Origin of the sequence: Vibrio fluvialis (genome assembly GCF_900460245.1) — a bacterium.
Taxonomy (GTDB): Bacteria; Pseudomonadota; Gammaproteobacteria; order Enterobacterales; family Vibrionaceae; genus Vibrio; species Vibrio fluvialis.
Window position 1 is genome coordinate 1,429,016 of record NZ_UHIP01000002.1, and the last position, 13,549, is coordinate 1,442,564.

The 13,549-nt window shown below is 47.3% G+C and carries 11 protein-coding genes and 1 pseudogene; 4 read left to right on the top strand and 8 right to left on the bottom strand.

Going from position 1 to position 13,549, the window contains the following annotated elements; all coding sequences use genetic code 11:
- Positions 1–82: 82 nt before the first annotated feature.
- From DYA43_RS21620 to DYA43_RS21645, 7 genes are all read right to left on the bottom strand, one after another.
- The gene (locus DYA43_RS21620) at positions 83–2,392 is read right to left on the bottom strand and encodes an FdhF/YdeP family oxidoreductase (protein ID WP_061055654.1); all 2,310 of its coding nucleotides are present in this window, start codon (positions 2,390–2,392) and stop codon (positions 83–85) included.
- A gap of 10 nt (positions 2,393–2,402) precedes the next feature.
- Positions 2,403–3,293: a formate dehydrogenase accessory sulfurtransferase FdhD gene (locus DYA43_RS21625; protein WP_061055655.1), complete on the bottom strand. Its 891-nt coding sequence runs from the start codon at positions 3,291–3,293 to the stop codon at positions 2,403–2,405.
- Between the two features lie 316 nt (positions 3,294–3,609).
- Complete coding sequence (locus tag DYA43_RS21630) at positions 3,610–3,924, bottom strand: 2Fe-2S iron-sulfur cluster-binding protein (protein WP_061055656.1); 315 nt, start codon at positions 3,922–3,924, stop codon at positions 3,610–3,612.
- Complete coding sequence (locus DYA43_RS23005; RefSeq protein ID WP_155724447.1) at positions 3,882–4,046, bottom strand: hypothetical protein; 165 nt, start codon at positions 4,044–4,046, stop codon at positions 3,882–3,884. Before DYA43_RS23005 ends, DYA43_RS21630 begins: the two co-directional genes overlap by 43 nt.
- Positions 4,043–6,463: a sensor histidine kinase gene (locus tag DYA43_RS21635; RefSeq protein WP_061055657.1), complete on the bottom strand. Its 2,421-nt coding sequence runs from the start codon at positions 6,461–6,463 to the stop codon at positions 4,043–4,045. The genes DYA43_RS23005 and DYA43_RS21635 overlap by 4 nt, the downstream gene beginning before the upstream one ends.
- A 36-nt stretch (positions 6,464–6,499) precedes the next feature.
- The gene (locus tag DYA43_RS21640) at positions 6,500–7,612 is read right to left on the bottom strand and encodes a response regulator (RefSeq protein WP_055453415.1); all 1,113 of its coding nucleotides are present in this window, start codon (positions 7,610–7,612) and stop codon (positions 6,500–6,502) included.
- Between the two features lie 280 nt (positions 7,613–7,892).
- A complete protein-coding gene (locus tag DYA43_RS21645; protein WP_061055658.1) occupies positions 7,893–9,290 on the bottom strand; it encodes an SLC13 family permease in 1,398 nt (465 codons plus the stop codon).
- A gap of 91 nt (positions 9,291–9,381) precedes the next feature.
- Here DYA43_RS21645 and DYA43_RS21650 point away from each other — a divergent pair, with 91 nt between their 5' ends.
- The 4 genes and pseudogenes from DYA43_RS21650 to DYA43_RS21665 all read left to right on the top strand — a co-directional run bounded on the left by DYA43_RS21650 (position 9,382) and on the right by DYA43_RS21665 (position 12,952).
- Positions 9,382–10,185, top strand: coding sequence for an AraC family transcriptional regulator (locus DYA43_RS21650; RefSeq protein ID WP_061055659.1), 804 nt, complete (start codon positions 9,382–9,384; stop codon positions 10,183–10,185).
- A gap of 417 nt (positions 10,186–10,602) precedes the next feature.
- Positions 10,603–11,814 carry a tyrosine-type recombinase/integrase gene (locus tag DYA43_RS21655; protein ID WP_061055660.1) on the top strand — a complete coding sequence of 404 codons (1,212 nt, stop codon included), beginning with the start codon at positions 10,603–10,605 and terminating at the stop codon, positions 11,812–11,814.
- A gap of 72 nt (positions 11,815–11,886) precedes the next feature.
- A pseudogene (locus DYA43_RS21660) lies at positions 11,887–12,009 on the top strand (IS3 family transposase); the annotation flags it as partial.
- Between the two features lie 196 nt (positions 12,010–12,205).
- On the top strand, positions 12,206–12,952 hold the full coding sequence (locus DYA43_RS21665) for a DNA/RNA non-specific endonuclease (RefSeq protein ID WP_061056076.1): 747 nt from the start codon (positions 12,206–12,208) through the stop codon (positions 12,950–12,952).
- A gap of 161 nt (positions 12,953–13,113) precedes the next feature.
- Here the strand turns inward: DYA43_RS21665 and DYA43_RS21670 are convergent, their stop codons facing one another.
- On the bottom strand, positions 13,114–13,518 hold the full coding sequence (locus tag DYA43_RS21670; RefSeq protein ID WP_061055661.1) for an H-NS family histone-like protein: 405 nt from the start codon (positions 13,516–13,518) through the stop codon (positions 13,114–13,116).
- Positions 13,519–13,549 lie beyond the last annotated feature (31 nt).

The window sequence follows — 13,549 nt, forward strand, 5'->3', positions numbered from 1 at the left end:
CTATCCTTTTGAAATGTATAACTTAACTCATTTGTGACATTGTCACCTAAAATAAAGCCCACTGAATCAGTGGGCTTGGTGACTATTGGGCTTTTACAAGTAACGGCGCGACTTGTGTCGGGGTGATGACCACCGCAATCGACTTCGACGTTGGCGTATCGCTCAAATCCCCTTTACTGCCCAGTGGAATCAACGCGTTGGCTTCCGGGAAATACACGGCGACGTTGCCTTTAGGAATGTCAAACGCCACGATTTTAAATCCGATTATCTGACGCTTCACATCATCAGTCCACAATGTTTCGATGTCCACTAGATCGCCCGCTTGCAGACCTTGTTTATCAATATCTTTGGCGTTCATGAAAATCACGTTTCGTTCACCAAATACGCCGCGATAGCGATCATCAAAACCGTAAACCGTGGTGTTGTACTGGTCGTGAGAACGCATGGTTTGCAGCACAAATACTGGCTTTTTGGTCATCTGCTCCGTTTCTACCGGAATGATTGACTGAGGCAGTGCGTTGCAGCTGATTTGTGCTTTGCCGCTCGCCGTTTTCCAGTTCAAATCACGCGCTGAGTTACCTAAGTAAAAGCCTCCCGGACCTTCAATTCGGTGGTTAAAGTTTGTGAATCCCGGAATGATCTTTTCAATCAAATCGCGAATGTTGTCGTAGTTATCTGCCATCGACTGCCAGTTAACCGGGTTGTTTTCGCCCAGTGTTGCTTTTGCCATGCCGGCAATGATGGCTGGTTCCGAGCGCATCTGTTCACCGGTCATGTCGACGCGGCCTGATGATGCGTGCACCATGGAAAATGAATCTTCCACAGTCACTTTCTGTGGTCCCGACGCTTGCATATCGACATCAGTACGACCCAAACACGGGAGGATCAGCGAATCTTTACCCGGATTCACATGACTGCGGTTTAGCTTGGTTGCGATGTTTACGGTGAGCTCGCAATTGCGCATCGCTTTAGCCACCAGCTCAGTATCCGGCGCGGCAGCAACCAAGTTGCCACCCAGGCCGATAAACACTTTGCTTTCACCGCGACTCATTGCCTGCAGTGCATTGACGACGTTGTGTCCGTGTTCTTTTGGAGGAATAAAGCCAAGTGCTTTTTCAATATTTTCCAGCAGCGCGGCTGGCGGTTTTTCATTGATGCCCACCGTGCGGTCACCCTGCACGTTGGAGTGACCACGTACCGGACACAAGCCGGCACCGTCTTTACCCACCTGACCAAACAGTAGCTGTAAGTTCACCAGTTCCTGAATCGTTGCTACCGAGTGTTTATGCTGTGTCACGCCCATCGCCCAAGTGACGATAACGCGATTGGCGTTTTGATAAATATCCGCTGCTTGCGTCAGTTCAGCCTGGCTGAGGCCCGATTGTTGTTCGATGTGTTCCCAAGGCGTTACACGCACTAACTCCAGATACGCATCCAGTCCTTCGGTGTGTTGTTCGATAAACGCCAAATCAAACACTGATTCGCCGCGCGCTTGAGCTTCTTCGTGACGACCCAGCAAAATTTTGACCAGACCACGCACCGCCGCCATGTCACCACCAAGTTTGGGCATGAAATAGTCACTGGTTGTTGGCGTTGAACCATTGCTGAGCATTTCAAATGGGTTCTGCGGGTTGGTAAAGCGTTCCAATCCACGCTCTTTCAGGTTGTTGAACGCCACCACGCGCGCGCCACGTTTGTAAGCCGACGCCAAGGTTTCCAGCATACGTGGGTGGTTGGTGCCCGGGTTCTGACCAAACAGGAAAATCGCATCAGCTTCTTCAAAATCGTCAATCGTCACGGTGCCTTTACCAATCCCGATTGTGCGTGATAACGCAACACTGGTGGCTTCGTGACACATGTTGGAGCAATCTGGAAAGTTATTGGTGCCAAAACGGCGGGCAAACAACTGATAGAGAAATGCCGCTTCGTTACTGGCTCGGCCGGAGGTGTAAAATTCGGCCTGATTCGGATTGTCCAGTTGGTTCAGGTGTCTGGCAATCAGTGCAAAGGCGTCATCCCAGTTGATCGGCTCGTAATGGTCCGTCTCTGCGTTGTAGCGTACGGGCTCGGCTAAACGGCCCTGGTATTCGAGAAAATAGTCGCTTTGCTTGTTCAGCCAACTGACCGAATACTGTTGGAAAAACTCACCACCAACGCGACGGGCTGTCGCTTCCCAGTTCACCGCTTTTGCGCCGTTTTCGCAGAAACGGAAGCGTCCCGGGACATGTTTTTCACCCCAGGCACAGCCCGGACAGTCAAAACCGTGATCCTGGTTGGTTCTCAATAGGTTTGAAATGTTTTTGGCAACGTTATTACTTTTGAACAGATGATGCGCGGTGCTTTTCAGTGCGCCCCAGCCACCCGCTGACCCGGTATATTCTTTAATACTCATTTTATTCTTCTCACTTTCTCACTGACTGCAAACGCGAACGACCGTGGTAAATATTAAACTGCTGACGTTTGGTAAAACCGATAAGCGTAATGTCAAACTGGCGCGCCATATCAACCGCCAGTTTTGATGGTGCGCCAACAGCAACGACCACCGGAATATGCGCGATCGCCGCCTTTTGCATAAGTTCAAAGCTGACACGCCCGCTGAGGATCAATACCCCTTGTGGATGCCAGCGTTGTTCACTGACCACTCTCCCAATCAACTTATCGACGGCGTTGTGGCGCCCCACATCTTCCTCCGCCGCAATAAACTCTCCGCCCGCAAAGTAACCTGCGCCATGCACAGCCCCGGTTTCAGCAAACAGAGGCTGACGCGAAGCAAGCATAGCCGGCAGGTGCATCACTGTGTCTGAAGTTAGCCAATCCGTTTCACTATCTACGCGAATTTCCCGATGCAGCGCCAATGCCTTAATCGAGGTTAGTCCGCAAATTCCGCAGCTGGACTGACTCACATAACGGCGTTCCTGACCTTGAATGCGCATGGCTTGTTGATGATTCAGCGTGACGAGCCAATGGTTGTCGGCATTACACGCTTCCTCATCGGCAATTTCGATGTTGAGTATCTGATCCAGTGAATCCACGATTTGTTGTGACAACAACAAGCCTCGAATCAAATGCACATCATCTCCGGGCGTGCGCATCGTCATGCTCCATTCTTGCGTATGCAGAATTTGAGTCGCAGTGTCTTGCCATTGCACACTGATCTGCAATGGTTCTTCGATGGCGAGAGGATCGTGCTCAAGAATCAGCCCCATTTCGCAATCGAAACGCTGACGATAAACGTGACCCACCCCCTCAGATTTAGCACTCTGAGTGGTCGTAGTGGCGGTTTTTTCTAACATGATTCTTATTATTGGCTGACTGACTTTCACGATAAGCATGGCAAGTGGCAACGTTGTTGATACCCAGAGCAATGGCTTAATGTGTAAAGTGGGAGCTGTGTTAAAACACAGTTGGCAGCAAACTACTCCTCACTTTGCGTTCGGTCAAGAAAACCATATTTTATCAAAGGTTTATTTTTGACGTATATTCGCAGCTGATGCCCGCACATTAACGTTCTTTACAGGCTGTTCATGCATTATATGCACCACTAACCATAAGATTAAACTAACATTCCATTAATGAAACACCCGGTCATCGTTCAATAACCGGGTGGAATCAATGGCCGCTAGCTCGGTATTCAACAATCACGTTTTCGGTTGTAATACTACAGCAGGAAAGGATATACCCCTCCGCCACGTCTTCATCAGTAATGCCGCCGTTGTGCAGCATCTCCACGTTGCCGCTGACTTTATTGACTTTGCAAGTACCACAAATCCCCATGCTACACGCTTTAGGAATGGTCAACCCCGCTCTGGCCGCGGCAGCGTGCACCGTTTCGCCCTGTGCAATATGTACCGATTTGTCGCTGTTGGTAAACGCCACTTCAATCAATTTGCTCGGCACAATGGCATCCGCTTCTTCAGCGGCCATTTCTGCATCTCTTCATCCCGATAACCACGATAACCCGACCAATTCTGACCCGATTCCAGACGTTCACAGATCAAGTGCAGATGGAAGTTACTGATACGCGAGTACATCACTGCAGGTATCATGTGGTCTCTTTTATCCGCTCAAGCAGAAACTCGCGAAATTCTTTCGCTACCAGCAATGCGCCTTCAAAGTCATAGGCAGAAACACAGATTTCTAGTTGTGAACTGAGCGCAGAGTTAGCCTTATCAAAACAGGACTTATGTTGGGTATAGTAATACTCTGCTTCGAGATCATTCTCTTCGAGCAGTTCATACAAATGCTGTAACTTGAACTCCAGCACGGAAAAATCCAGTTCTTCGCAACTCTCCTGACTCGGCTCGACCAACATATCGTGCGAGTCCTGTGCTTCTTCACGTTGGGTGAGCGTAACACTCTGCGTGGTATCGATACTCAGCTCTAACGCCAGCCAGAAGGTGCTGCCTTCGCCCGGACGACTTTCCACACCGACTTCTCCCCCCATCAGGTGTGCTATACGTTTGCAAATTGCCAGACCAAGCCCTGTCCCTCCATACTTGCGCGTTGTCGAAGAATCCGCTTGCTGGAAGTTATCAAACACTTTGAGTTGCTCTTCCTCGCTCAGGCCAATTCCGTTGTCTTGTACACTGAAGTGGAGCGCCATGACCGATTCCGAACTTGCTTCACCTCGCAAGCGCATGGTCACCTCGCCCTGTTCGGAGAACTTAATCGCATTGCTGACAAAGTTAAGCATGATCTGTTTGATCCTGAGTGGATCCCCCACCAGCGGCGGCAGTGTTCCGTTCATATCCACATGCAGTTTTACGCCATGTTTTTTCGCTTTGTAATCGAAAATGTCATGCACATCGTAAACTACCGATTTGATATCAAACGGGATTTGCTCAATCTCTACTTTACCCGCATCAATTTTCGACATGTCGAGAATATCGTTGATCAGTGACAACAGGTGTTTGCCTGATTTATCAATCGTGATCAGATGGTTACGCTGCTCGTCGGTGAGGCTGGAACTCATCAGCAGATGCGACATGCCCAGAATGGAGTTCATCGGCGTGCGAATTTCATGACTGACATTGGAGATAAACTGACTTTTCGCCAAGTTAGCATTTTCCGCCTGCAACTTGGCGTCTTTCAACGCGCCCGTCAACTTATCGAGTTTGTCCCCCATCAGCATGACCGAGTTGGCGGTTTCATCCAGCTCTTTCAGCCTATAGCCACCGTGAGACACATTGAAGTCACCGATACTGACCTTGTGCACCATATCCTGAATCTGTGCCAATGGCTGAGCGATAGCCTGACTCATCTTCTTCGACGACAGCCAGATGAAGATCAGGAACAGCGAATAGAAGCCAATCAACCCCAGAATCAGCACATAACCGATATTCTGGTACTTGGTTTCCAGCAGGCGAGATTCCGCAAACATCTTGCTTTCATCAACGATCATCAGCAATTGCCACTTGGTTTCGGGAATCGTGGCCCAGGCAACCAACTTGTTCTCTCCGCCCAGCGTCATTTGGGTAATCCCGTGCTCCTGATGACTGAGTTGCTGGCTGAGTACCGCCGTATCCGGACGTTTGTGAAGGTTAAACTGCTCCGGCTTGAACACTTCTTCCGAAATCGCTTGCTGATAGTGGTGATCGGTTAATTCTTTAACACCGAAGTCCCGCTCGCCTTGTGGCGGCAGTGCCATGATATTCCCGGTGTTGCTCGCCAATACTGCGTAGCCATTCCACGGCACCGCCAGATTCTGAATACTCTCAACAATGGCGCTGACAGTAATATCCAGACCTACCACACCTTCAAGAAAGCCGCGGAAATAAACAGGTGCGATCGACGACGCCATCCAACCCTGACCTGCGGGATCAATATAAACATCCGTCCACACCACTTTTTTCTGCGGGTTGTGTGGGTAGGTCGCCAGATAGTAGAAGTTGTAATCCGGAATATTCATGTCCGGCGGATACTGCTCTAACGTCGAGAACCAAGGATAAATGCGGTTGTATGAGTCCCAGCTGTTGAAATAAACCGCCGCCACCAGATCGTTGTTCTCTTTAATCTGTTTCATCAGCGGATCCAAGGTCGCCAGTTGATAGACCTTTTCCATCTGTTTGTTTTTCGTCAAACCGGAATAATACGACGCGGCCCCACCCTCATCGCGCAATGAATACAGCACCCCATTGTCGCTGAGTTGAATATTGGCTTTTTCAGTGTCGATTTCGCTGACAGGAGATGCAAAAGCGCGCTCAGTTTCGTGGCTGTATAACGCCGTCAGGCTGGCGATGTTTTTCAGCTTTTCACCGATGATTTCAGTCTCTCGCTTTGAAGACCTCTCCAGCTCGGTATTGACCTGCCGATTGATGTAGCTCATGTTGTCGGCACTGATGAAATGGTTACTCAACAGATAGACAGCTATAAGCACCGACTCCACCAGAATCAGCGGAATGATCCCGGTCTTGACCATAGAACGCCATACCCAGGCTTGTGTACTGATCGTGTTTGATTTCATTGTTATTCCACGTTATTGGCAGCAATACGACAAAGATTAATTCGCGTAACGAAGCGCGACTTCATATAGCTCATCGGCAATGTCGACAAAAACATCGACAATATCCGGATCAAAATGTGTTCCTTTACCATCCAAGACCAACTGCACCGCATCCTGATGGGTGAAAGCAGGTTTATAGACACGTTTGCTGATCAGCGCGTCATACACATCGGCAACCGCCATCAGACGTGCCGCCAGAGGAATATCGGTGCCGGACAAGCCGCGCGGATAACCCCGGCCATCCCAGTGTTCATGATGCGAATAGGCTATTTCCTTGGCGTAGCGCAGAAACTCAATCGATTTTCCGGTGACGACTTCGGCTTTCTGGATCGCTTCATAACCAATCGTGGTGTGAGTTTTCATGATTTCAAACTCTTCTTCCGTCAACTTGCCCTCTTTAAGCAAGATAGTGTCGGAAATACCAATTTTACCGATGTCGTGTAAAGGGGCCGATTTGTAGAGTAAATCGATGGTGCGATCGTCGAGTTGCAACGCATAGCGCGGATTTTTGCGCAGATTCTCGGCGAGCAGTTTGATGTATGTTTGTGTGCGGCGAATATGGTTACCAGTTTCATTGTCGCGGGTCTCGGCCAGCGACACCATAGCGTAGAACGCAACGTCCTGAATCGCATGCAGCTCTTCACGCTGGCGCACCAGCTCAAGCGTGCGACGTTCGACTTCTTTCTCCAGCGCCTGCTTTTCACCGTGAAGCAGATCTTTAGCCAATTTGAGCGAAACATGCGCATTAACGCGAGCTTTCACTATATCGGGGTTGATTGGTTTGGTGATGTAATCTACCGCGCCCAGTTGCAAGCCTCGACACTCATCGAATTTTTCAGATTTGGCGGTGAGGAAAATCACCGGAATATGCGCAGTCGCCGGGTTCGATTTCAGACGCTCACACACCTCGAACCCATCCATTTCAGGCATCATAATATCGAGCAGAATCAGATCCGGGCTTGCCGCTTCCGCAATACTGATACCGCGTAAACCACTGTTCGCCCCTTTGACCTTGTAATCCTCTTTGAGTAACTGATACATCAGCGTCAGATTCTCTGGGATATCATCGATTACTAACAGCGTCGGTTTGGATGACGACACATCAAACATCCTGAAACTCCTATCAAATACGAGCTATCCCTGCCGCAATACCAACCCGTCCCTTGTTGGTACGAACTGCATTCCCCTCTACGGAGGGCCGATGCTTCTTAATGGCGGCGCTGTTTAAACGCGACGTTAAATTTAGTCATTACTAATTTAGTCGCTATACAGAGGATTAGGAGTGATTAGTGTCAATTTATCAAACATAAGCAAGGATCGGCGGTATTGTCGCCTCTGGCACGGAATTCCATGCCATAAACCGTCACACATACCGCCATAGTCGGCGAAATTATTGGATCCAACCCAACAGATTCCACCACAGGTAATCCAGTGGCATCAGTACAATAATGGTGACCGCAGCGAGCGGAAGTGTCACTTTCACCAGTTTAGATAAAGGTTCTTGAGAAAGCTGCATAGCGACAATTAATGGCCCAACCTGATAAGGGAAGATTACCGTCGAGAAGCCGATCACCTGAGTCATCAGTACCGCAGGTATTGAAAAGCCTGTCGCATTAGCGAAATCAGCGGCCATTGGGGTCAACACCGTCGGTACACCAGGAATCGTTGCGACTAATCCGGTTAAGGTTGAAATCATCGACAGCGCCATATAGCTGAGAAACGGCGTATTTGGATCAGAAGGCAACATATGGCTGAACATCTGCCCCATCTCTGCCCCCAAGCCGGAACCATTGACCAGCGCACCAAGGCCAAGTGCGGATGCAACAAATACTACGGTGCCAAAGTCTACCGAGCTATTGAACGCCTTTGGTTCTACCACGCCCCATTTTGGCAGTAGTAATAAAATGGCAGTGACCAGCCCAACCCAAGCCGGGTTCACGCCATGAATCGTGTCTGTCATCCAGAACAACAACGTGATCGCGAGAAGAACTGAGACTTTCTTTTGCATCGCATAATTTGAGGGGAATTCCTCCGTCTGCGCCGCTGTCAGCAGAAAAGATGGATCAATCTGCGCAGGGAAAATTCGCACCACCAACCAAACCAACAAAATAGACTTCACAATCCCAAGCACAGGAAAATGCAGCAACAAATATTCAGTGTAACCAAAATGAATATCGAACAGTGTTTCACTGGCCCCAGCAAGAATCATGTTGGGAATATTGGCTGGCAGCACCGCAAAACTCGGCATGTTACAGGCGATAGCCAGAGACGTCGCGATCCCCAATCGCCCATTGCTGCCTTTGGCAAACCCAACCGCATCGGCCAGTGCCATGCCGATCGGAATCAACACCACCGCGCGGCCGACCGACGAGGGCATCACAAACCCCAGCAAGGCGGAAGTGAATACCAAACCACCGATTAAGCGCGGGTAACTGCTCGTCAAATGTGGCGCAATGAATGATGCCAGACGCTTGCCGAGCCCAGAGACGGATATCGCTGACCCAATTACAAAACCAGAAATAATCAGCCATACCGCCGTTGAGCCGAATCCGGCAAATAACGCAGATGGCTCAATCAGATGAAACACCGTAGCCAGAGCAAAAAACAGCAGCCCGGTCAGAAATGGCGGAAACAATCCCGTGCTCCAGAACACGAGAGTAATCAACACCACCGCGGCGCTTTGCGAAAAGTTGGCCGATTGCCCGGCAAACGGATACACCGCCAATACGGCTGCGAGCATCATCGCGGAAACAACAATAACCGGTTTGGCACTTAATTTATTCATCATAGCGACTGACTCCACAGTCAAAGAAAGATTGCATACAACGTGAACAGAGCTTTAAGATACCCGACATTCCGTGACGTTTTAAGAACCTCATATGCCAAACCATATTCCTGAAACGACAATGCAAACGCCCAGCGAAGTGGCATTCACTTTGGATGCTTCTCAGCCGGTACTGACTCATACCCGCAGCATGCAGGCTGAATCAGGCATCGTTCCTCACTCACATCCCCGTGGTCAGTTATTATGGGCAGCCAAAGGCATTCTGCGCGTCACCAGTGAGCACGCAGTGTGGGTCGTGCCTTCAACACACGCAGTCTGGATTCCGGGGGGATTACTGCATCAGGTCAGCAGTGAAACTGCGGCGCAGACACGCAACATCTATATCGACCCGTCATTTGCGATTCGAGAGAATGAAAAAGCGGTCATCATGTTGAAAATGAGTCCGTTGATGCGAGAAATCGTATTGAAGTTGACGGAAAGTGCAAATCACCTTTCTAAAGAACGGATTCAGCGTCTGGGGTTGGTCGCCTTGGATGAACTTGATGCTCTGGAGCCATTGCAACTGTTCATCTCCTCCGGTGACGATCCGCGCTTGAAAAAGCTCATCAGCCACATAGTTAACCATGCCGCGCAGAACGAACCTTTGGACGTACTGTCACGCAGAGTGGGGGCCAGTGTGCGAACCATTGAGCGACTGTTCAAAGCTGAAACTGGCCTGACTTACCGTCAGTGGCGCAGTCGCTTTCGACTGATGAATTCTCTGGAGCATATCGTCAATGGCGCCAATACAACCACCGTCGCCCACCAGCTCGGCTATCAAAGCGTCAGCAGTTTTATCTCGGCATTTAAGTCTTTGTTTGGGTGTACACCACAGGAATACGCAAGCCGCAAGGGCTGAAATAGACGCTAAGCATGAATATGTTGATGTATACCTTGTCAAATGAGCGTGATTTACCCAACCCCAGTTAGGTAAACGGCTGCTAAAATGGTAAGATCGCTGCAATGATCAGTGCTGACAGGTTCAGGCTCAACGAACCTGAGAAATACTTAACAGCACCCACTAGATATAAAGGTTTACATTTCAAATGGTTAACAACTCAATTCAATGGTTTCCAGGACCATCGGATTGAGATTCCACCACCTCCCAGAAAACCCAATAAATTATTCATAAACAAATAGTTAAACAACACATCCATTTTCTGACGTCCCATACGATCTCACTAAAATTCACGATTATGATACCCCACAGGATACCCCACAGTGAGAGTTTTCTGTACAATGTTCTCCACTCTTCAATCTATTGAAAGAAATGTATATGGCGAAACGAATTACCGATACAACTATTAAGAATCTTGAGGTCAAAGAAAAAGAATACACATTCACGGTAGAAGAATGTTTACAGTTAAGAATTCGTCCTAGACGCTCGGAACAAGGCTCAGGTACCAAAGCATGGCAATTTAAATATCGTCACCCTGTAACAAAGAAAGTTACCAAGATTCCTATGGGAACATACCCGTCACTAGGATTAGCACGCGCCAAGTTAGAAGCGGCCGAATATAGAAGGCAATTGGCGGAAGGCATAGACCCTAAGACAGCCAAAGAAAAAAAGAAGAGAGACGAACAACTTGAGCATGAGAATACTTTCCTCTCTATTTCTCAAATGTGGTTCGAAAGAAAACGAAAAACTGTAGAACAATTTCACGGAGAAAGGATTTGGCGAACTCTGGAAAAATATATTCTTCCTCAGCTTGGTTCCTACCCTATTAACCAAATTTCGCGAAGAGACGCAATTACAGTTCTTAGACCATTAGAGAAAGATGGAAAGTTGTCGACAATAAAAAGAATATGCCAGAGCTTAAATCAAATAATGGAGTTTGCAGTCGCAAACGACGTCTTAGCTGCAAACCCTCTTACAAAAATGATCAACGCTTTTGAAAAGCATAAAGTTGAACATATGCCAACTATTCGCCCTGAGACACTTAATGAACTGCTAAGAAGATTGAAAAATAATAAACGGCTACAAGATAAGACAAAGCTGCTATTACTTTGGCAACTACACACAATGACAAGGCCGCGAGAAGCCGCCCGAACTCGTTGGAAAGATATTGACCTAGACAATCGATGTTGGAATGTACCAGCAGAAGATATGAAACGTAGAAGAGAACACAGAGTACCATTGACAGATGAAGCATTAGCTATTCTTAAACAAATGCGCGCATACAGTAAAGGATATGAGTTTGTTTTCCCTGGAGAGAGGGATCCTTCCAGCCACATTAGTCTTTTTACTGCGAATGCTGCTCTAAAACGAAGTCTTGATTTTAAAGGTGAATTGGTTGCTCATGGGCTTAGGGCAATCGCTTCTACTGCATTACATGAACAAGGTTTCAACACCCTGTTTGTTGAAGCATGCTTATCTCATTCAGATCAAAATGAAACTCGCGCCAGCTACAACCGTTCAGATTTTTTTGAGCAACGAAAGGAATTAATGAGCTGGTGGAGTGACTTTATTGTCAATTCATATAAATAAGCAGTACACGGCACGGAACGAATCACGACCTCTTATTGGATCTCTGATTCAGACCCGATCTGACAGTTACCCACTTTTAGCGAAGCAAGAGAGCACATAACACGATATATCACAGGCTATTACAGCCAACTCAGGCCACATCAATATAATGGTGGTCTGACACCCAATGAGTCTGAACGACTGTATTGGGAATGACATATTTATAAAATTTTACTATTAGTTTAAGCAACCAATCCGATTACTAGCTCCGATGCATGATCGTCTTTGCAGTTGGGACAGGGAGCAAAATCATAGGATTAACTTTTAGCCTATTTACCAATTGCAACTGGTTGTGTATATCCTATTCTTTATGGCGGTTTACTTACTCACATACCAAAATAGGTTAATCATTATGAAACTTCGTCATACTCTGGGTTTACTCTGTATCTTGTCTCTCTCTGCTCATGCTGAAATACTCTCTGTTCACTGCCCTCTAGGATGCCCTTCCAACCCTAAAGCCAATGATCTCGTGTTCACGCACATCTATGCGCTTTCGAACAACCCAATGACCAAGTTCGCCGATTGGGTAGCTTATGAAGTCAATCCAATTAATTACGGGGTATCACCGGGACGTAACTGGAATAGTGATCCATTGATTAACGAAAGCAAGACTCTTGAACCATCAGACTATACAGGAGCAAACTCCAGCGAATTAGAAGCTGATCGAGGCCATCAGGCACCACTTGCTAGTTTCGCAGGTTCTCGCTATTGGTATGAGGCAAACTACTTAAGTAATATCACTCCACAAGATGAAGACCTGAATCAAGGCCCGTGGAAAGAGCTAGAGGATAAAGTCAGGGACGTTGCTAGCTACGAAGATCCACTCTACGTGGTTACTGGCCCATTATTTAATTCCGAAATGAACAAGTTGCCAAAAGCGGATGAAGATCATGTTGTTCCTTTTGCCTACTTTAAGATCGTTTATAACCGTAAAGGTGCCGTTGGATTTATAATGGCCCAGAGTACTGAAAGGAATGATGGCTATTGCTCAAAAACGTCTTCAATTCGCAGTATACAAGAACTAACAAGTTTCGAACTTCCCAGCCTTGTTGATAATATAAAATTGAAAACAGAGTTGGGGTGTAACAACGAGCATTAAAGTGCCATTATATTACGCACTCTATTGCTTACAACCTAATTGAGTATTATCAAATAGCGTAAATTTTTGCAAAAAGCGTCACTACTAATCTGAACCCGCCCAACATCCCTGACAAAATATAGAGAGATGTTTATGCGTTTTATGATTAGATGAATTGCCAGCTAAATGACAAATTCGTCTAATGCCCTACCACTATTTAAGGCTTCCTGAATGATAGTTGGTGTCCGGCCTTGCCCTGTCCAGGTTTTCATCACACCAGAAGCGTCAGTATACTTGTATTTTGCAGGGCGAGCTTTGCGTTGAACTTTTTTTGTTGCAGACTTATTTGATAATGTAGAAAGTAAATCTTTTAAATCCAAACCTTCCTCACTAATTTGTTTCGCTATCGCAGCCAAACGTTCTTCTTTTTCTTTTTGTTCCTGAATACGCTTAGATTCTGCATATCGACGCTCTTTTACAACGCTTGATAATTTTGACAGAGCATCTTCAAGCTGCTCTATGGTCAGGTCACGCGAAAACGCGCGAAGACTACGAATGTTTAATAAGGTTTTAGTAAGTTCGTCCATAAAATTCTCGTTTAATTTTGAACAATATAAT